Annotated in this window: 18 protein-coding genes and 1 riboswitch; of the genes, 4 read left to right on the forward strand and 14 right to left on the reverse strand. The window is 40.9% G+C overall.

The genetic code is table 11. The features are described 5' to 3' along the window. Positions 1–7: 7 nt before the first annotated feature. The gene (locus tag CL42_RS05095) at positions 8–310 is read right to left on the reverse strand and encodes an ArsR/SmtB family transcription factor (protein ID WP_035265803.1); all 303 of its coding nucleotides are present in this window, start codon (positions 308–310) and stop codon (positions 8–10) included. 216 nt (positions 311–526) lie between these two features. Next, a protein-coding gene (gene prfB, locus CL42_RS05100) for a peptide chain release factor 2 (RefSeq protein WP_143047395.1) occupies positions 527–1,622 on the reverse strand; the annotation gives its coding sequence in 2 pieces (ribosomal slippage) (positions 527–1,549 and positions 1,551–1,622; 1,095 coding nt in all). A 177-nt stretch (positions 1,623–1,799) separates the two neighbouring features. Here prfB and CL42_RS05105 point away from each other — a divergent pair. The 3 genes from CL42_RS05105 to CL42_RS05115 all read left to right on the forward strand — a co-directional run bounded on the left by CL42_RS05105 (position 1,800) and on the right by CL42_RS05115 (position 4,658). After that, a complete protein-coding gene (locus tag CL42_RS05105) occupies positions 1,800–2,651 on the forward strand; it encodes a putative porin (protein WP_051586529.1) in 852 nt (283 codons plus the stop codon). 289 nt (positions 2,652–2,940) lie between these two features. Then, a complete protein-coding gene (locus CL42_RS05110) occupies positions 2,941–3,723 on the forward strand; it encodes a putative porin (protein ID WP_035265806.1) in 783 nt (260 codons plus the stop codon). 173 nt (positions 3,724–3,896) lie between these two features. After that, positions 3,897–4,658: a putative porin gene (locus CL42_RS05115; protein WP_035265808.1), complete on the forward strand. Its 762-nt coding sequence runs from the start codon at positions 3,897–3,899 to the stop codon at positions 4,656–4,658. Positions 4,659–4,696: 38 nt separating this feature from the next. Here CL42_RS05115 and recJ read toward each other — a convergent pair whose 3' ends face one another. The 9 genes from recJ to CL42_RS05160 all read right to left on the reverse strand — a co-directional run bounded on the left by recJ (position 4,697) and on the right by CL42_RS05160 (position 17,334). Continuing rightward, complete coding sequence (recJ, locus tag CL42_RS05120; protein ID WP_035265810.1) at positions 4,697–6,400, reverse strand: single-stranded-DNA-specific exonuclease RecJ; 1,704 nt, start codon at positions 6,398–6,400, stop codon at positions 4,697–4,699. Next, positions 6,401–7,057 carry a pyridoxamine 5'-phosphate oxidase gene (gene pdxH / locus CL42_RS05125; RefSeq protein ID WP_035265812.1) on the reverse strand — a complete coding sequence of 219 codons (657 nt, stop codon included), beginning with the start codon at positions 7,055–7,057 and terminating at the stop codon, positions 6,401–6,403. A 14-nt stretch (positions 7,058–7,071) separates the two neighbouring features. Next, the gene (glmM, locus tag CL42_RS05130; protein ID WP_035265813.1) at positions 7,072–8,406 is read right to left on the reverse strand and encodes a phosphoglucosamine mutase; all 1,335 of its coding nucleotides are present in this window, start codon (positions 8,404–8,406) and stop codon (positions 7,072–7,074) included. Positions 8,407–8,532: 126 nt separating this feature from the next. Beyond that, complete coding sequence (gene guaB / locus CL42_RS05135; RefSeq protein ID WP_035265814.1) at positions 8,533–9,999, reverse strand: IMP dehydrogenase; 1,467 nt, start codon at positions 9,997–9,999, stop codon at positions 8,533–8,535. Positions 10,000–10,176: 177 nt separating this feature from the next. After that, positions 10,177–10,542, reverse strand: a complete 366-nt coding sequence (locus CL42_RS05140; protein WP_035265816.1) for a YkgJ family cysteine cluster protein — start codon at positions 10,540–10,542, stop codon at positions 10,177–10,179. 212 nt (positions 10,543–10,754) lie between these two features. Then, positions 10,755–11,330: a TMEM165/GDT1 family protein gene (locus CL42_RS05145; protein ID WP_035265818.1), complete on the reverse strand. Its 576-nt coding sequence runs from the start codon at positions 11,328–11,330 to the stop codon at positions 10,755–10,757. A gap of 76 nt (positions 11,331–11,406) precedes the next feature. Continuing rightward, positions 11,407–11,548: riboswitch (yybP-ykoY riboswitch) on the reverse strand. Between the two features lie 88 nt (positions 11,549–11,636). After that, positions 11,637–13,619 (reverse strand): 2-oxo acid dehydrogenase subunit E2, encoded by a 1,983-nt coding sequence (locus CL42_RS05150; RefSeq protein WP_035265819.1) that lies wholly within the window; start codon positions 13,617–13,619, stop codon positions 11,637–11,639. A gap of 2 nt (positions 13,620–13,621) precedes the next feature. Beyond that, a complete protein-coding gene (gene aceE, locus CL42_RS05155; protein ID WP_035265822.1) occupies positions 13,622–16,324 on the reverse strand; it encodes a pyruvate dehydrogenase (acetyl-transferring), homodimeric type in 2,703 nt (900 codons plus the stop codon). Positions 16,325–16,626: 302 nt separating this feature from the next. Further along, on the reverse strand, positions 16,627–17,334 hold the full coding sequence (locus tag CL42_RS05160; protein ID WP_035265824.1) for a M23 family metallopeptidase: 708 nt from the start codon (positions 17,332–17,334) through the stop codon (positions 16,627–16,629). Positions 17,335–17,441: 107 nt separating this feature from the next. Here CL42_RS05160 and CL42_RS05165 point away from each other — a divergent pair, with 107 nt between their 5' ends. Beyond that, positions 17,442–17,885: a hypothetical protein gene (locus tag CL42_RS05165; protein WP_035265826.1), complete on the forward strand. Its 444-nt coding sequence runs from the start codon at positions 17,442–17,444 to the stop codon at positions 17,883–17,885. Positions 17,886–17,982: 97 nt separating this feature from the next. Here CL42_RS05165 and lpxC read toward each other — a convergent pair whose 3' ends face one another. The 3 genes from lpxC to ftsA form a co-directional block, all read right to left on the reverse strand. Continuing rightward, positions 17,983–18,885 carry a UDP-3-O-acyl-N-acetylglucosamine deacetylase gene (gene lpxC / locus CL42_RS05170; protein WP_035265828.1) on the reverse strand — a complete coding sequence of 301 codons (903 nt, stop codon included), beginning with the start codon at positions 18,883–18,885 and terminating at the stop codon, positions 17,983–17,985. A gap of 123 nt (positions 18,886–19,008) precedes the next feature. Further along, positions 19,009–20,187, reverse strand: a complete 1,179-nt coding sequence (gene ftsZ / locus CL42_RS05175) for a cell division protein FtsZ (protein ID WP_035265829.1) — start codon at positions 20,185–20,187, stop codon at positions 19,009–19,011. A gap of 163 nt (positions 20,188–20,350) precedes the next feature. Then, entirely contained in the window at positions 20,351–21,613 is a 1,263-nt protein-coding gene (ftsA, locus tag CL42_RS05180) for a cell division protein FtsA (RefSeq protein ID WP_035265831.1), read from the reverse strand. Positions 21,614–21,636: the final 23 nt, after the last annotated feature.

Below are 21,636 nucleotides of genomic sequence, written 5' to 3' on the forward strand. Positions count from 1 at the left end.
ATTATCGTTAGAGTGATTGTTGAAGGTGTTCTGCAAAACTTTTTATCAGTGCTTCATTACGAGAAAAATAAGACCATTGACCATGCTTAGTAACATGAACCAAACCTGCTTGTTGTAAAACAGATAAATGATTAGACATGGTTGACTGAGATACATCTGCAATTTTTTCAATCTGTCCTGCACATACGCCACGACTAAAATCTTGCACGCACTCATCTTGTGGAATAAAGCGCTCTGGATCTTTTAAACATTGTAAAATTTGGCGGCGTATCGGGTTCGATAAGGCTTTAAAAATTGCTTCAGTATCCATCTCATTTCACTCAAGTTAATGATCTGCACTGTGCTGAACTCATTATATCGATTTTTATAGATATTAATATCGAATTATTACGATATTTAACAAATCGAGTTTATGAATGACTGTGCCGAATAATTCTGATTCTAACATTGAACTGATTTAATCTAGCAAGCTTCGTGCTAGAACAAAAAAAAGCAGGGCTTTTGCCCTGCTTTTTTTTAAAAATGATTAAAGCCCTTGTTTCAAACTAGCTTCAATAAATTTATCAAGATCACCATCTAACACGGCACCCGTGTTTGAGTTTTCAACGCCAGTACGTAAGTCCTTAATACGTGAATCATCCAACACATAAGATCGAATTTGGCTCCCCCACCCAATATCCGATTTAGAATCTTCTAGTGCTTGAGCTGCTTCATTACGCTTATTCATTTCCAATTCGTACAATTTAGCACGAAGCTGTTTCCAAGCATGATCACGGTTAGCGTGTTGTGAACGCTGGTTCTGACAAGCCACCACAATTCCAGTTGGTGCATGGGTTAAACGCACGGCAGAATCTGTTTTGTTAATGTGCTGACCACCTGCACCTGAAGCGCGGTATGTATCCGTACGGACATCTGCTGGATTGATCTCAATTTCAATGTTGTCATCAATTTCTGGAGACACAAAAACCGCTGAGAATGAAGTGTGACGACGGTTGCCTGAGTCAAAAGGTGATTTACGAACTAAGCGATGTACACCTGATTCAGTACGTAACCAACCATAAGCATATTCGCCTTCTACACGAATTGTTGCCGATTTAATCCCAGCCACATCACCGTCAGATTCTTCCATTAACTCAGCTTTAAAGCCATGACGCTCAATCCAACGTAAGTACATACGTAATAGCATAGATGCCCAATCTTGAGCTTCAGTACCACCTGACCCCGCTTGAATTTCGACATAGCAAGGATTTGGATCCATTGGATTACTAAACATACGTCTGAATTCAAGTTTAGCCAGTTCAGCCTCAGCTGAATCAAGTTCTGCTTGAACATCTGCAAGCATTTCTTCTTCATCCGCTTCTACAGCAAGATCAAGCATCGCTTGTGCATCATCAAGTTGTGTTGCTAAACCATCTAAAACATTTAAAACGTTTTCGAGCTCACCTTTTTCTTTCGCCATCGCTTGGGCACGATTTTGATCATTCCAAATTGCTGGATCTTCAAGTTCGCGGAGAACCTCCTCTAAACGCTCTTTCTTTAGATCGTAGTCAAAGATACCCCCGTAGTGTTTGACCACGTTCGCTCAAGTCTTTTAGCTGGAGAAGATAAGGATTAATTTCCACGGTGTAGATCCTAAATATGTCTATATCAAAATTGCCAATATTTTAACACAGCCAAGTAAAACTTGAGAGTTTGCTTTTTTATTCAATATTCTCTTGACCATTGTTTAGTTATTATTAACAATACATTTAATTATTAAAAAATACTTACTTTATTTTTACAACAATAAGTAGAGACTTATGAAAATGAACAAAACCTATTTGGCTTTGGCCATCCTCCCTTTGACAACTTCAGCCATGGCCTACCAAGCTCAAATTGATGCTGGATATACCTATTTTGACCATGATAGTCTCAAGGTTGATTATCACGGTGTATTTGAAACAGAAGGTACTTATTACTTCAAAGCAGTTGATACTGAAAATAAACCACTTAATGAGGCTGCATTTCTTGGCCACCATAATCGCGTTTCAGCGAAATATAGTTTTCAGCATATTAAAGACGATAAATTGTATATAAATGAAACAGTTGCGCAAAGCAAACAAGAGCTGCACGGCTATTCAATAGGGGGAGAATATTATATTGATCAACTGTACTTCACAGGTGAGGTCGGTCGTCAACATTATAAAGTGGAGTCACGCTCAAGCTCACTAAACGGTTCATCTCATGCTAAGCAGCGTTTCGATCTAACCACCTATAGAGCTCTCGTTGGTTATACTCCTATTCAAAATTTACTGATAGCAGCAGGTATTAATGCTTATAAAGGTGAAGGCTTTGATGAAAATGCTTTTGCTTTAAAAGCCAAATATGTCACCCCATTAGACCAAAATGGTCAATATCTCAATTTAGAATTGGATGGTAGCTTTGGACATGATATTGATTCGATTACATTTGGTGGGGATTATTATTTAACTCAACGCTTAAGCCTAGGTAGTGCTTATACGCGAGATACGAATAGCACTAGTAAAATTCATAAAGACGAATACCAATTACGTGGCAAATACTTTATCAATAATAACCTCTCTCTTGGGAGTATTTTAAGATTCAGTGATGATGAAGATAAGTTTAATATAAACGGAACATATCGATTCTAATTCCATTCAACATGGGGAAGTAGCAGTGCCAAAACTGCTACTTTCGTTCAAATTGCATACAATTCATATTGAAAAGCAACATAAAATGACTAAAACACCTTATCTTTCACATGAATTAACATGATTTTTTATTTTTTAAAATCAATAATTTAAAGTTTTATTTTTACATAAAAATTACACAAGATACATTACTGTTACTTTTGCTTGATTGATCCTTCATGATTTTCCCCTACACTGAACTTGTAACAAAAAATGTATTAACAACTAACTCTATTGAGGGGAAGTATCCATGAAAAAATTAGCAATCGCGTCTGCGCTTCTTTCTGCTTTAGCTGTAACTGGAACTGCAAATGCATATCAAGCTGAAGTAGGTGCTTCTGCAGGTCTTATCGATCCTGATAATGGTAGTACAAGTGGTTCATTTGGTGTTGATGGTACTTATTATTTCCAACCAGTTCAAACACGTAATGCTCCACTAGCTGAAGCTGCATTCCTTGATCGTGCAAGTAATGTAAATGCGAAATACCAATACAGCGAAGTTGGTGATGATGAAAGACATCAATACGGCGTAGGTGTTGAATACTTCGTACCTAATTCTGATTTTTATGTAAGCGGTAATGTTGGTCGTGATGATCGTAAATTTGATATTGGACCTGATTTTGATGAGACAGTTTATGGTGCTGAAGTAGGTTATTTGCCTGCACCTGGCTTATTAATTGCAGCAGGTCTTAAGGGTTACGATAACGACTATGATGATGGTGTTGACCCAACATTACGTGCTAAATATGTAACTACATTGTCTAACGGTAAAGATATCAACTTAGAAGCTGGCGCTGCATTTGGTGACCTTGATGAATATAATCTAGCTGCTGATTACTTCATCGATAAAACTTTAAGTGTTGGTGTAGATTACTATAGTAAAGATACTGGTCCTGCAGATACAAACGAGTTTGGTGTAAGCGCACGTAAATTCTTCACACCTCAAGTCAGCTTAGAAGGTCGTGTAGGTTTTGGTGAACTTGCGAATAATGATTACAACAAATTCGGTTTAGCTGCTAAATATCGCTTCTAATATCTTGATTAAGATTTAATGTTTCTTAAAAGCCCATCTTAATGATGGGCTTTTTTTGTGCAAAAACCTGATGGAATGTCATTTTATGTACATTGACTCATCCCCTTTTGTTCTTACAATAGAAACTAGCTGTCACAAAACAGTCATATTTCTATAACAAAGAGAGTCAATATATGTTTAAAAAAATTACACTTGCGACTGCACTTATTGCAAGCTTAGGAACTGCACATGCGTATCAAGCTGAAGTTGGGGCTACAGCCAAATTGATCGATCCTGATAATGGTAGCAATTCTGCAGGTTTTGCGCTTGATGGCACATATTATTTTAATCCTGTTCAAATCAAGAACTCTCCATTAAACGAAGCTGCATTTTTAAATCGTTCAAGCAACGTGAATGCACAAGTGTCTTATGACGACTTTGATGTAAACGAATATTGGAATTATGGTGTTGGAGTTGAATATTTTGTTCCAAACACTGATTTCTATCTAAATGCCAATATTTCTCAGGAAACTGAAAAAGCTCCGAATACTCCCGACTTTGATATAACTTTCTATAAAGTTGAAGCTGGTTATTTCTTAGCACCATCTTTATTGGTCGCAGCTGGTTTACGTGGTTGGGATCATGATTATGATGATGGCATTGACCCTACTATTCGAGCAAAATATGTCACTCAAATTGGCGCAAACGATGTGAATTTAGAGGCTGGTGCTGCATTTGGTGATTTAGACGAGTTCTCTTTAAGAGGCGATTATTACATTGATAAAACACTCAGCGTGGGTGTCGACTATTTCAATCAAGATTTCAACGGCGGATCTTTTGATGAATTTGGTGTAAATGCTAAAAAATTCTTCAATCAGCAAGTAAGTGTCGAAGGTCGAATTGGTTTTGCAGATGACGGTAATACCTTTGCTATACGTGGTGCATACCGCTTCTGATCTTTGAGTGCTAAAAACCGCTCTGATGAGCGGTTTTTTTATTGATGCATATGTACAATGCGCATTTGTAAACTGGTATTGCCATTAAAGGTATTTTTATCCAGCTCATAGACCAAGCGAATTTCATTGAGCATCGGATCAAACTGATATTTATCTGCTGCGTTAAAGGCGATTGCCTCTACCACTTGACCATTTTCTAAAGCTACACGCAGTTTCAAGTGCACATCCTTCAGCCAGCGATAATCCAAAATTTTAAATACTCCCTCGAATACAGGCGCAGGAAACTTTTGCCCCCAAGGACTTAAATTTTGTAATACGTCCACCGTTTCAATTTGGAAAGCTGAAGCTGGCAACTCCCCATCCGTCCATAAGGTTGCAGTAAACAGACTTTCATCTTGACTGGCAATCAACTGCTCAAATACCTGCTTAAACTCAGCAAAATGTTCTTTTTGAATGGTTAGACCTGCAGCTGCAGCATGCCCACCAAAGTGACTGACAATATGTGGATATTGCTCAGCCACACGCTCAATCGCATCCCGAATATGAATTCCCTCAATTGAACGCGCTGAACCTTTGATATGAATGCCATCTTCATCACGGGCAAAAACGATACTCGGACGATGGAACTGCTCTTTTAAGCGTCCTGCCACAATTCCAATCACGCCTTGATGCCAATGTGGCTCAAACATAATTAACGCTGCAGGTATTGCATCCTTATCTAGCTGAATTTGATCTAATGCAGTCAATGCTTCTTGCTTAATCTTACCTTCTACCTGACGACGTTCCACATTGAGTTGATTCAGCTGTTCCGCTAAAGGATATGCTGTAGCCAAGTCGGATGCCAAGAGACATTCGATGCCAATGTCCATGGTTTCCATACGCCCTGCCGCATTAATTCGCGGTCCAATCACAAAACCTAAGTCTTGCGCTTTCAGTCCTGCAGGATCACGTTTGGCAATATCTAATAAGGCTGAAATCCCAGGGCGACATAATCCTTGTTTAATCCGCTTTAGACCACTGTCGATTAAGATTCGGTTGTTATAGTCCAAACTGGCAACATCGGCATAGGTCCCAAGCGCAACCAAATCCAAATAGCTGATCATTTGTGCAAAAGACTTGCCCATTTTTTTACGATGACTAGATAAATTCGCCAACACATAAAAGGCAACTCCTACTCCTGCCAAAGCTTTACTTGGAAACTCACAACCGAGTTGATTCGGATTCACCACTGCCTCAGCCATAGGCGTTGGCTTGGTTGTGAGATGGTGATCAGTAATAATCACTTGCATGCCATGATCTTGGGCTTGCTTAACTCCATCATGACTTGAAATACCATTGTCAACCGTAATCAACAAATCAGGCGTAAAGTTGGCAAACGCAAGATCTGCTATAGCAGGTGTCAAACCATAGCCATACTTAAAGCGATCAGGGACTAAATAATCAACATCTGCCCCCATGTCACATAGTGCAAGCATCATCAATGTTGTACTGGTCGCACCGTCAGCATCATAGTCCCCGACAATCACAATTTTTTTGTGTTGATCAATGGCTTGGTCGATCAACTGAATTGCAGCATCCAAACCCTTCATGGTTGGCGCTAATAAGTATTTTAATTTCAGTTCTAGTTCTTGTTCAGATTCAACGCCTCGACGTGCCAAAATTTCGGCAACAAATGAAGGCACACCCTGAAAGTTTTCAGGGCGTGTTAAAAATGGACGTTGCTTGATTTCAAGTTTTGGCATTTAGGGCATCAATCGTTGTAATTTCCACGCACCGTCGATTTTTTCATAACACAAACGGTCGTGCAAACGGTTTGGGCGACCTTGCCAGAACTCATAATAATCTGGCTCTATACGGTAACCACCCCAGAAATCAGGCTTATCTAAAGTCTGTTGATCTGCCACACGCTCATGCAATTCATTAAAGCGTTGCTGTAGCTCGTCACGGCTCGCAATCACACCACTTTGTGGGGTACTAATATGCGCTGCAATTTGGCTATCACGCGGGCGCTTATGGTAATAATCAGCGGATTCTTGTTCTGAAATTTTTACCACTCGACCTGAAATGCGAACTTGGCGTTCTTGTTCAGCCCAATAAAACAGAATTTGCGCATAAGGATTGGCTACTAAGTCGAGTCCTTTTTGGCTGTCATAATTGGTATAAAACGCATAACCATTTTCATCCGCACCTCGAAGTAATACGGTACGTACGTGCGGTCTACCCTCAGCATTTGCCGTAGCCAATGACATGGCATACGGTTCGTGAAGCTGAGCTTCTAACGCATGGTTAAACCACAATAGAAACTGTTCATGTGGATCAGCATTCACTTGATCCTCATGTAATTCGCCTTTTTGATAATTTAGGCGCAGTTCACTGAGATCTTTAATCAAATCACTCATGAGTCAATCCCCGATTAAGCTGCTGCATTAGCACGTACAGCATCTGCCAAAGCATGTGCCAGTGCAGTCACTTCTTGAAGATTATCACCTTCAACCATCACACGAATTACAGGTTCAGTCCCTGACTTACGAATCAGTAATCGACCACGACCTTTAAGTTGCGCTTCGGCTTTGGCAAATTCTGCAGCCAATGCAGGTACTGAGTATGGATCAAACATTGCATCTAAACGGACATTTACAAGCACGTTTGGCAGTAATTTAAAGTCAGCAACCAACTCATGCAATGCTTTCTTCTGTTCAACCATGACAGTTAAGACTTGTAGGGCTGCAATAATCGCATCACCTGTGGTGCTCTTGTCTAGAGTTAAAATGTGACCTGAAGGTTCACCACCAATAACCCAACCGTTTTCCTCTAAACCTTGCAATACATAACGGTCACCAACTTTGGCACGTAGCAGTGGAACTTCTGCTTTTTCAAGTGCTAATTCAAGTGCCATATTGCTCATGAGCGTACCGACAATACCGGCTGGTTTATTGGCACTTTGTGTCGCCAAGATATATAGAATATGATCGCCATCAATCAGCTTTCCATTCTGATCCACTAGAATGACACGATCTGCATCGCCATCAAATGCAATACCCAAATCTGCTTGATGCTCAACAACAGCAGCTTGCAAACTCTCAGGATGAGTTGAGCCACAGCCTTGGTTAATATTCAAACCATTCGGTTCATTATGAATCGCAATCACTTTGGCACCGAGCTCACGGAATACCGCAGGACCCACGTTATATGCTGCTCCATTGGCACAGTCGACGACAATCTTTAAATTGTTTAAATCATAATGGTATGGGAACGTTGATTTACAAAATTCAATATAACGACCTGGAGCATCATCAACACGCACACTTTTTCCTAGACTCGCAATATCATCAATGACAATATCTTTCTCGAGTTCAGCATTAATCTCATCTTGAAACTCGTCTGGTAATTTTTTTCCTTCTGAAGAAAAAAACTTAATGCCATTATCATGATAAGGGTTATGTGAAGCTGAGATGACAATCCCTAAACTGGCATGCAAAGCACGAGTTAAATGAGCAATGGCAGGCGTAGGTAATGGACCCAATAAATGCACATAAACACCAGCTGCGTTTAAACCCGATTGTAAAGCCGCTTCTAAAATATAACCTGATAAACGAGGATCTTTGCCCATCACCACAATCGGTTTATTTCTTTTTGTTCTACGCTTAAGTACTTTACCCGCAGCAAACCCTAATTTGAGTGCAAACTCAGGTGTGATTGGAAATACACCGAATTTCCCACGAATACCATCAGTACCAAAATAACTCATTCATTCTCTCACTTCTTAGCGGGTGATTAACATCATCCTTTTTCAATGCGCACCACTTTACACCAAAATAAAAAAACCGTCATTTACATGACGGTTTTTTTTAAAAATTTGTTTTATAACAGGCAATTAACCAACACGGTAATTCGGTGCTTCTTTAGTAATGGTCACATCGTGAACGTGTGATTCAGACATACCCGCAGACGTGATTTTCACGAATTTCGCATTTTGACGAAGATCTTCAATCACTGCAGAGCCTGTATAACCCATAGATGAACGTAAACCACCCATCATTTGATGCACGATGTTGCCCATTGGCCCTTTGTAAGGTACGCGGCCTTCAATACCTTCTGGAACCAACTTCTCAGCACCTGCTTTAGAGTCTTGGAAATAACGATCCGCAGAACCTGTTGCACCCGCCATTGCACCCAATGAACCCATGCCACGGTAAGCTTTGTAATAACGACCTTGGAAGAATTCAACTTCACCTGGTGCTTCTTCAGTACCAGCAAGTAAAGAACCCACCATAATCGTACTTGCACCTGCACCGATCGCTTTTGCCATATCACCTGAGAAGCGGATACCACCGTCTGCGATCAATGGAATTTGATCTTTCAGTGCGTTAGCAACAGAATCGATCGCCGAAATTTGTGGCATACCAATACCTGCAACAATACGAGTCGTACAGATTGAACCAGGACCGATACCTACTTTCACAGCATCTGCGCCTGCATCAAGTAAAGCCAATGCAGCATCGCCAGTCGCAATGTTACCGCCAATGACTTGAACTTGTGGGTAGTTGGCTTTAACCCAACGTACGCGCTCGATAACACCAGCAGAGTGACCATGTGCAGTATCGACTACAATCACGTCAACACCCGCATCAACCAATGCTTCAACACGGCTTGGAGTTTCAACACCTGTACCAACTGCAGCACCCACACGTAAACGACCTAAGTCATCTTTACAGCTATTTGGATAAAGCTCAGCCTTATTAAAATCTGTTACAGTGATTAAACCTTTTAGTTCGTTGTTTTCGCCAACAACAATCACTTTCTCAATGCGATTTTTTTGGAGAAGTGCCTGAATGTTTTCTTTCGATTCACCTTCGCGAACGGTGACCAAACGATCTTGACCAGTCATGATGTTGCTTACTGGCTGTTCAAGATTAGTTTCAAAGCGTGTATCACGACCTGTCACAATACCAACTACTTTGCCATCTTTCACCACTGGCACACCGCTGATATTGTTCGCTTGCGTAATTGCGATTAACTCACGCACAGTCGTTTCAGGGGTTACTGTAATTGGATCTTTCACCATGCCTGCTTCGAATTTTTTCACACGGCGTACTTCAGCAGCTTGCGCTGCAATATCCATATTTTTATGAAGGATACCAATACCGCCATTTTGTGCCATTGCAATTGCCATACGGGATTCAGTCACCGTATCCATTGCTGCAGACACAAGAGGGATATTCAAATTAATGCCGCGAGTTAAACGTGTCTTTAGAGAGACATCTTTTGGGAGAACAGTAGAGTAGGCAGGGAGTAATAGGACATCATCAAAAGTTAACGCGTCTTGAACGATGGTCAACATAACAGTCTCACTGGTAATTTCCGTGCGCCATTATATACAAATTTTAAGGTAAATTTCATTTCTTATTATCGACAATTTTATGAAATTTACCCATCACTCCTATTTTCATGCAATTTATTATCCAAAAAAATCATAATAAGAGCATATAAAACAGAAGCATATTTTAAATCATTCAAATTAACTGACCTGATCGTAATCCTCATCATTCGACGATGGAACAATTTCAATATCAATTAATGGGATCAGATGATGGGCTTGTCGAGCTTTGGCACATTGCGCATCTCCGGCTTGGACCTCTCTACACGATGAACTGCGAACCGTATAGATCGAGCAAGAGACCTGCTTCCCTATTTCTCCTTCTAGAGCAACGCATCGCGGGTTAGTTTGATTCGTCCCCACCATACAAGCATATACAGGGTTAATATCCTCAACCATCTCGGTAGGGATGTTCATCGCTTCCGCACCATAAAATGAAACACGGAAATAGGCACAACAAGCACCACAACTTAAACACGCATCCTGTGCAGAAATCTGAGAGAGCATTTTTAAATCTCTTAAAAATAATTTTTTAGTGACGAAATCCTAAAAAACTTAATTTCAAAAACAAGATTTTTTTATTATATTTATTTACTAATCAATAACTTCCATTAAAAAAATGCACCATTATGAATCACTTTCATGGTGCATTATTTCAATACTATTTATAAATAAACTAAATCTTTTGAAGATTCAGATCTTTATGCGTATACAACCATTTATAAACAATAATGTTGCACTAAAGTGCCCACACCAATGACAAGGAAAATTATTGCGCCAATTTTGTGAATCAAGGAGATAGGTAATCGATTCGCCAATTTATCACCAATAAATACTGCCGGCGCATTAGCGATCATCATACCTAATGTCGTTCCAGCCATCACCCACCAGATACTGTCAAAACGTGCAGCAAGTGCCACTGTCGCAATCTGCGTTTTGTCGCCAATTTCAGCCAAGAAAAATAAAATAAACGTCGCTCCAAAAACGCCAAATTTTTGCCATTTTTGAATACTTCCTGACTCATCCTCTAGTTCATCAGGGACCAGCATCCAAGCAGCCATAGCAATAAATCCTATTGCTAGAATCCACATGAGGATCTCGGGACTTAAAATTGTTGTAACCCATTGTCCTAGAGCAGCGGAAACTCCATGATTGACAATTGTCGCTAACAAAATAGCAATTAAGATTGGAACGGGTTTACGAAAGCGTGCAGCAAGAAGTAAAGCTAACAATTGGGTTTTATCACCCATTTCAGCTAGTGCGACGATACCTGTAGACAGAAGGAATTCATACATGATGTCTTTCTCTGGCTAGCATAACAAATACCAATGACCCACCATCCCTGCTAGCCAAAAATCCGCAGAATGGTAAATCAAAGGTCTTGCCAACAAAAGAAAGCTCAAATAGAGCTCATTTGGTTCTTTGCTATGATGACCATGCTCGTTTTAGAGCAAATATGTTGACCATCACCTGTTCTATTGCAGAACAGCGGCTACTCCCCAATGAAGTTTATCCATTATAAGCCTGGCTTTTTGTTTTTACAAATAAAAACCCCACCGAAGTGAGGTTTTGATTCTGCAGACAAAATACGTTAAAAATATTTAAATGAGCAATGTACGAATATCTTTAACCAGCTTCGTCAGTTTATTAGTAAAGCGAGCAGCATCAGCACCATTAATGACACGATGGTCATAAGACAATGACAATGGAAGCATTAAACGTGGATCAAAACCTTGTCCATTCCACACAGGTTGCATCGTTGCAGGTGAAATACCCAAGATTGCCACTTGCGGCCAGTTGACAAGCGGAGTGAATGCCGTACCACCAATTGCGCCTAGGCTTGAAATCGTGAAGTTGGCACCTTGCAGATCTTTCGGTGACAATTTCTTATCACGTGCTTTTTGACCTAACTCACCGAGTTCAACTGCGATTTGCTTAATTGATTTTTGATCTGGATTACGTAGCACAGGCACTGTTAAACCATCTGGTGTGGCAACAGCAATGCCCATATGGATTTCTTTACGCAGTAATACGGTTTTGCCATCATCAGACAAGTGACCTGCAAACTCACGTTCTTCTTTTAGCAAATGCGCTACAGCTTTGATGATGAATGCCATAATGGTCAGGCTAATGCCTTCTTTCTTAAAGTTGCCTTTAAGCTCATTTCGCCATGTTTCAAGTTCCGTAATATCTGCCGCATCGAATTGGGTCACTTGCGGGATATAATTGTTCAATGACAACTGTGGAATAGACACTTGCTGTAAACGTGTTAACGCTTTTTCTTCTACACCACCAAAGGCATCAAAACTTGGTAATTTAGGCAATCCTGCTGGTGCAGCAACTGTCGGTGCAGCAGTTACAGGTGCTGGTGCAGTTAAACGTGTTTTCACATACGCAAAGATGTCTTCTTTCATTAAGCGTGCATGTGGACCAGAAGCTTTGACTTCTGCCAACACAACACCAAGCTCACGCGCCAACTTACGTACCGCAGGACCAGCATATACTTTGGCATTTGCTGCATTTTGCTCTTTGGTCAGTTTATCTGCTGAAGGGGCTGCTGTTTGTACAGGAGCAACCGCTGCTTGCGCAGGGGCAGCTTTTGGTGCTTCCGCTTTTGTAGTCACTGGTGCTGATACAGGGGCTTCTGTAACTGGGGTTGCTTGACCTTCAGCTTCAATCGTGACTAAAGCCACACCTTCAGACACATTTTGACCCAATTCAATATGAATTGCGGTAATCACACCTGTGGTGGTACTTGGTACTTCAACGGTCGCTTTATCTGATTCAACCACAATGATGCTTTGGTCTTTTTCAACCTTATCACCAACAGCCACTAAAATTTCAGCTACAGCAGCTTTGTCTACACCTAAGTCAGGGACAGCAATCTCAATTTTACCTGCTGGCGCTGAAGCAACTGTCGCTTTTGTTGATTCTGCAGGTGGTGCCTCTGCAGATGGAACAGTCGTCGGTGTAGTTTCTGCAGAAGATTGCGCCGCGGTTGATGCTGAAGCTGCTGTTTTCACTTTCAGAATCACAACACCTTCTTTCACTGTATCACCGACTGAAATTTCAATCGATTCAACTGTACCCGCAACAGCACTTGGAACTTCAACTGTCGCTTTGTCAGACTCAACGACAATGATACTTTGATCGGCATCAATTTCGTCGCCAACCGCAACCAAGATCTCACCCACAGTGGCTTTTTCAACACCAATGTCTGGTACTTGTACATCAACGGTTTCAGACGCCGTTGATGCTGCTTTAGGCGCTTCCGCTTGAGATTGGGCTACAGGTTCTGCGTGAGCTTGTGCTTTCGATTCTTCAACTTGTGCTGTAGGTGCTTCAGATGACGTTTGCCCCTCCGCTTCAAGCTCTACCAAAGCCGCACCTTCAGCAACTTCGTCACCAAGGCTCACCAGAATACTTTTCACCACACCTGCTGAAGTGCTTGGCACTTCAACAGATGCTTTGTCAGACTCCAACAAAACAATGCTGTCATCGACACTAATCGTATCACCCACTTTGACCAAAATTTCAGCCACTGTGGCTTTATCTACACCAATATCAGGAGTCGTAATTTGCATGCTTAGTTCTCCTCTTTGTAGTCAGCTACAGCGTGAAGTTCAGGCGTTGTTTGAGGTGCCCAAGCGACTGGACGGTCAGTATCTAATTCAAAGCTAGAAATCGCATCCTTAACTAGACGCGCATCTACTTCACCCTCGTCAGCAAGTTTCTTCAATGTCGCAACCACAATATGCGCAGCATCTACACCAAAGTAGCTACGAAGTTTTGCACGTGTATCTGAGCGACCATAACCGTCTGTACCTAATGCTACAAATGGACGATTATCTGGAAGGTAAGCGCGAATTTGCTCACTGTAAGCACGCATATGATCAGTTGCAGAAACGACGATACCTTTCGTACCACGCAACTGCTTCGACACCCATGCTTCTCTCACATCTTCAGTAAGTGGATGTAAACGATTATATTCTTCGCACGCCATACCATCACGTGCAAGCTCATTAAAGCTTGTTACGCTATAGACATTCGAATGAATTTGATATTCATCACGTAAGATTTGAGCCGCTTTAATCACTTCACGCAGAATTACACCTGAACCTAAAAGCTGAACTGTGGCTTTTTCATCTTCCTCAAGTAAATACATACCACGTTTAATGCCTTCTTCAGCACCTTGTGGCATCGCTGGATGCTCATAGTTCTCATTCATTACAGTTAAGTAATAGAACACACGCTCCTGATCCACATACATGCGTTTTAGACCGTCATGTACAATCACCGCAAGTTCATATCCGAAACATGGATCATAAGAAATACAATTTGGAATCGTATTCGCAAGAATATGTGAGTGACCATCTTGATGCTGTAGACCTTCACCATTCAGCGTAGTACGACCAGCAGTTGCACCCAATAAGAAACCTTGCGCCTGTGCATCACCTGCCGCCCATGCAATATCACCAATACGTTGGAAGCCAAACATTGAGTAATACATGTACATCGGGATCATAGGAAGGTTATTGGTTGAATAACTTGTTCCTAAAGCAGCCCAAGCACTCATCGCACCTGCTTCATTGATCCCCTCTTGAAGCATATGACCATCTTTCGCTTCACGGTAATGCATCAACTGCTCTTGATCTTCAGGGGTATATTTTTGACCGTGCGCGGCATAAATGCCCAATTGACGGAACATCCCTTCTAAACCGAAAGTACGCGCCTCATCTGGAACAATTGGTACCACACGGTCTTTAATTGCTTTTTCTTTCAGTAGTGCAGAGATTAAACGTACCATCACCATGGTCGTTGATTGTTGCTTACCATTAGAACCAGCTAACACTGCATCAAATACAGACAACTCAGGAATCGCTAAAGATTCGCTCTCTTTACGACGTGCTGGTAAGTAACCACCTAATGCCTCACGGCGAGCCTTCATATACTTAATTTCAGGCGAGTTTTCACTTGGGCGATAAAATGGAACTTCTTCAAGTTGCTCATCGGTAAATGGCAAGTTGAAACGATTACGTACATATTTAAGCGATTCAAGTTGCATTTTCTTGATTTGATGCGTTTTATTGACCGCTTCAATTTCTTCAGATAAGCCGTAACCTTTAACAGTTTTCGCGAGAATAACCGTTGGCTGACCTGTAGATTTCATGGCTTCTGCATAAGCAGCATATACTTTGTAAGGATCGTGACCGCCACGATTTAAATTATCGATATCTTCATCACTTAAGTGTTTAACTAACTCTTCAGCTTCAGGATATTTACCAAAGAAGTGTGCACGTGTATAAGCACCACCTTTCACTTGATAACGCTGATAATCACCATCTACAGCTTCTTCCATAATGGCTTTAAGCGCACTAGATTCATCTTTAGCAAGTAGTGGATCCCAATGACGACCCCATACTACTTTAATCACGCGCCAACCTGCACCACGGAATAAAGACTCAAGTTCTTGGATGATCTTACCATTACCACGAACTGGACCATCTAAACGTTGCAAGTTACAGTTTACAACCCAAACCAAGTTGTCTAGCTTTTCACGACCTGCCAACGAGATTGCACCAGTACTTTCTGGTTCATCCATCTCACCATCGCCGAGATAAGCCCAAACCTTACGATCTTCTTCTTTAATCAAACCGCGGTTCATCAAGTACTTTTGAATATGTGCTTGATAAATGGACATGATTGGACCTAGACCCATCGATACCGTTGGGAACTGCCAATAGTCTGGCATTAAGTACGGATGTGGGTACGAAGGTAAACCAATACCATCAACTTCACGACGGAAATTGTTCAGATGCTCTTCAGTTAAACGACCTTCCAAAAATGAACGCGCATAAATCCCTGGTGCACAGTGACCTTGATAATAAATCATGTCACCGCCGAAGTTATCACTGTTGGCACGGAAGAAATGGTTAAAGCCAACATCATATAAAGTTGCAGAAGATGCAAAGCTGGCTAAGTGACCACCAAGATCGTCGCCTGTTTTATTGGCGCGAAGCACCATTGCTAAAGCATTCCAACGAATCAAAGCACGAATTCGGCGCTCCATATCTGGATCACCAGGCATTGCAGGTTGCTCTTCTACTGAAATCGTATTTAAGTAAGGAGTATTTAGACGCTGAATGGGAACATGTTTCGCAATCGCACGTTGATACAGTTTTTCAAGAAGAAAGGCTGCTCTTTCCGTCCCCATATGCTGTAAAACAGAGTCAAAAGCGTCCTGCCACTCTTGGGTTTCTTGTGCGTCGGTATCACCGTAATACGCCATATTACACCTATATTCATGCCTATTTGTATGCCCTATATTTAACATATTTTCGCGATACGCAGTTATGGCTATAAATGAATACGACATTAGAATAATATTTCGATAATAAATAGTACTTGACCATTTATTACACAAATTAACACTAAAACGCCAATTCTGCTGTTTTTTTATACAAAGCTTTATTTTAATCTTGAATTTAGTCAGGTGACCTGACTGCAAAAACGAAAATCGCCAAGACTATGCTTGGCGATTTATTCAAATGACTTAACAATGGATGTGTATTAATGAGGTTTGATAATTAATTAAGGCAACATCGCTAGGTAAGTTGAAGGATTTTTACGCTGACCATCTTTGACCACTTCATAATGTAAGTGAGGACCAGTACAGCGTCCAGTACAACCTACATTGGCAATATGCTCACCAGCAGTGACTTTATCACCTACTTTAGCAATTAAGCGTGAAGCATGTGCATATCGTGTGATATACCCATTACCGTGGTTGATTTCGACATATTGACCATAACCTGTGCCCCAACCTGATTTAGTCACTATTCCTGGACCAGTTGCATATATTGGAGTTCCTGTTGGTGCCGCAAGATCCAAACCAGAATGGTTTTCAGCACGTCCGCCCATTGTTCGGCCGCCATAATTTGAACTGACACGACCACTTGGAAGTGGGTGGGTCACTAACCATGAATATGCATTATTTGAAGAGTAACGATTTGAACTTGTCGTCGTAGTTTTTTGAGCAGGGTATTTACTATTAAGCAGCGCATTATTTAATTCGATTGGATCCGCCTTTGCTCGAACTTTCACATCGACTTGTGCTGTCGCTGGAATGTCCATGTCATCAGGATGACTATAAGAACCTTGTGATAGTGTTCTTGTTAACTCTTCCAATCGATCAGAATTGGAGGCTTGTGTGGCATCTAATTGAACTAAATCTGCAAATGCAACCGAAGCTGCTGAAGCTGCTAAAGAAAACGCTAATAAAATACGTCGCGTATACATATAAACCTCATTAAACTGTTCTTACTCAAGTCTCTTGTGTGATCTCTTCCTTGATATCGAAAGAAACAAGCGTTTAAGATTAAGACAAAACAATGTAGGAACAATGTATGTCAGAACCAAAAAATATGTTTCAACAAACAAGACAACACATAAAAACAGGAAACTTATCGTTTCTCACAAAGCAAGTTGCTGACTGGCAGAGACTTACAAAATTAATTCAACCGCTATTGCCCAAAAATGAACAATGGCAAGTTGTCTGTTATCAATACGGTATTTTGACCATCACCGGTGAAAATCAAGCCATGATTAGTCAACTCGGTTACCTTCAAAAACAGTATATTTCTCAGTTATCACAAATCCCTGAACTCAAAGATTTACAAAAAATCCAAGTTCGTCTTCGAGCAAAAAAAGAAATTCCCCAAACACAAACTGAAAATTCCAAAACTTCTTTATGTCCGACAACGCAAGAAATGTTACTCAACGCTGCTAGTTTTGTGAACGATCCTAAGCTTAGCCAAGCTATGATACGTTTGGCAAGCAATAAAAAGTAACAGGACCATTTGATTTAAACGTCATTCACTATTTTAAAGGCAAATTAAGTCACACTTAACAATGTTACACTATAACATTTAACCTGAAGACAATGACTTAGATCACACTTACATATTGAATTGGACAAGACTTTTCGTCATCAAATGTTACAATTTCATAATTAGATGGATCACTCTGAACATTGCGAAGCAGTTGATTATTGAGTGCATGTCCAGATTTGTAACCATCAAACTTCGCAATAATTTGATGTCCGAGTAAATAAAGATCACCCACCGCATCTAATATTTTATGACGTACAAATTCATCAACAAATCGTAAGCCTTCTTCGTTCACGACACCTGAATCATCAACACCAATTGCATTCTCTAAACTAGCACCCAAAGCTAAATTATTCGCCTTAAGATAATCCAAATCTTTCATAAAGCCGAAAGTACGTGCCTCACTGACTTCATAAACAAATGTTTCCGTTGAGAAATCAATACTGGCAGACTGATATTCTTTGGCAAAGGCTGGGTGATCGAAATCAATCGTAAAATTAAGTTGAAAACCATCATGCGGATTAAAAATAGCGCGCTTATCGTCAATTAATGCTTCTACAGGCTTTAATATTTTTATAAATTTTTTAGGCGCTTCTTGCTCCATCAACTCACCTTGCATGAGTAAATAGATAAATGGACCGGCGCTTCCATCCATAATTGGAACTTCTGAAGCTGATACTTCAATAATCAGATTATCAATACCAAGACCTGCAATCGCACTCATAATATGTTCGATAGTCCCAACTTTGGCATTTTCTTGTACCAAATTTGAACACATAAATGCTTCTTGAATCAGCATCGCATTAGCAGGGATATCTACGGGCGGATTTAAATCAATACGACGAAAAACAATACCCCCATCAGCTACATGTGGTACAAAGTTAATCATTACTTTTTGCCCACTGTGTAATCCGATACCACTCGCTTTCACGACTCGTTTCAGGGTGCGTTGTTTCAACATGTTTCTTCAATATTCATCTAAAATCTAGTATACGTTAGCACATTTAGCCATTGATAAAAATCAAAAAGGTGGCATAAGCGCCACCTTTTCTGTTTGATCATCGTAAACACATTATGTTACATGTTATTTACGCTGTTGATTTTTAAGATAATCTTGAATGCTCATTGGTGCAGATCGAGGCGCTGCAGAAGGCTCAGGGGCTACACTCTCTTGATTCTGACGTTTACTGATTGCTGGAACATCATCTTCATCCAAAGCAGCAGCTTGTCCACCAACTGATGGGTTTACACTCACTGGCGCACGGCGCTTCACTTCTGTTTCATTCGCATTACGAGTTAAACCTGTCGCAATCACTGTAACACGGATTTCATCACGCGCATCTGGATCAAATACTGTACCAAAGAAGACTTCACCTTCATCCAGATCAACAATTTGATTGACAACATCTGTGATAATTTCAGTTTCACGCAAGGTAACATCATTACCGCCAGTGATATTAATTAAAACACCCTTCGCGTTCATAATATTTACGTTGTCAAGCAACGGACTGCGAATCGCAAGACGCGCTGCATCTTCAGCACGATCTGGACCGCTACTCTTACCTTCACCCATCATCGCATAACCGCGTGTGCTCATCGCTGTTTTTAAATCGGCGAAGTCAAGGTTGATATGACCAGGACGCACAACTAAATCAAAGATACTTCGTACCGCGTTAAGCAAGACATCATCCGCTTTGCGATAAGCATCTTGCATTGAGATATCACCATAAACGCTAAGTAGGCGTTGGTTTGGAATGATAATCAATGAGTCAACATGCTTTTCAAGTTCTTCGATCCCTTTTTCAGCAGAACGTTGACGACGACGACCCTCGAAGTTAAATGGAGTGGTGACAACACCAACCGTCAAAATACCCATTTCTTGTGCTATTTCAGCCACGACTGGTGCTGCACCAGTACCAGTACCACCACCCATGCCGGCAGTAACAAATACCATATCTGCACCTTCCAGATGCTGACGGATTAATTCGCGACTTTCTTCTGCTGCAATTTGACCGACATCAGGATTTGCTCCTGCACCTAGTCCACGCGTACTTTGTTGGCCCAATTGGATTTTGAATGGCGCATTCATACGATCCAAAGCTTGTTTATCTGTATTTGCACAAACAAATTTCACGCCTTTGATATCAGATTGCACCATGTGTTGTACGGCATTACCACCACCGCCACCAACACCAAACACAGTAAAACGGGCTTGACCGTTATTATCGGTTTGTTCATCTTCTAAAAATTCAAATGAAGCCATGACCTTAACTTTTCCTAATAAATTTGGCAGTCACTTAAGCCCGTATACTGCCTTGATCTTCAATAATAAAAATTTGTTTTTAGGATGCGTTGCAATCACATTCTTGTCAAGCACATGAAGTTGCTCTTACAAGTTGCAAACAATACTCCCTTAAAAACTAAACTTAAAAAATACCTTTCAATTTGTTATTAAACGCATTCCAACCATTCGCTATGCGCTCTAATAATGGACGCTTATTCACTTCTTCAGGTTGCTCAACCGATTCTTGTAAATCGCTTTGACTAAATAACAGCAGTCCTGTTGCGGTAGAATACATTGAACGTCTTAATGCAGGTAAATGTTGATCATCCGCATATACTTGTAGCGGAGGGTTGCCTAAATGAGCAGAAACACCCAACATACGACGTGATAATGTGATCATACCCTCAATCTGGCATGCATCACCACTTAAAACTACACCGTGATATAAACTTTGTAGCGCACCACGTTGTTGTAACTCATCACGCACCATAGAAAGAATTTCTTCGTAACGTGCAATAATAATCTCTGATAGCTCAATCCGACTGATCGCTTGAGGACCATCGATCGCTTCAAACTCGATCATATGTTCAGGTTTGACTTGCTGTAAATCAACACAACCGTAAAGCAATTTGAGTCGTTCAGCTTCTTCGGTCGTCGTTTGCAATACTGCGGCGATATCACGCGTTACATTTTCACCACCACGTTGAATGGTGTGTGCTAGCACTAAATGACCTTCAATATAAACTGCAATATTGGTTGTACCAGCTCCAATATCCAATAAGCATACACCATACTCTTTTTCATCTTTCAGCAATGCACCTTCAGCCGTTGCTAAACATGAAATCACCATCTTTTCGACAAAAATATTGGCGCCTTTCATTGCACGATCTAAATTTTGCATGGTGCTGATTGGTAGCATCATGAGTTGATAATGCGCCGTCATGCTATTTGCTGAAAGGTTAATTGGATTATGCACCCACTCAGGTGAATCATCCAACTCAAAACCCAATGGGACTGCACTTGCAAGATAATGATCAGAAGTTAAATGACTGGCTTTTGCCATTTCTAAAGCTTTAACCACTTCTGAAGTCGTAATGGTGCGTTCTGGATTAGAAATCGGTGTCCGGCCTGTCGCATAAGCACTTTGCAGTTCTGTACTCGGGATCGATACCCATGCTGAATGCACACGACACTCCGCCATATCTTCTGCTTCTTGTACCGCATTCTTAATCGCAGAGATCACTTTTTCAAGGCTAACAATTTTTCCTTTGTTCATGCCTTTATTTCGCGCAGTCGCCATACCGATGACCTGGATATTATCCGGCGCATGCACTTTACCAATTAGAACTGAAACTTTATGTGTCCCAATGTCTATCGCAACAACTGAGGGAACAGCCTCATTCATGATTCACTACCATTTTCTTCATT

This window comes from Acinetobacter sp. Ver3 (assembly GCF_000632455.1).
In the GTDB taxonomy this organism is placed as follows: Bacteria; Pseudomonadota; Gammaproteobacteria; order Pseudomonadales; family Moraxellaceae; genus Acinetobacter.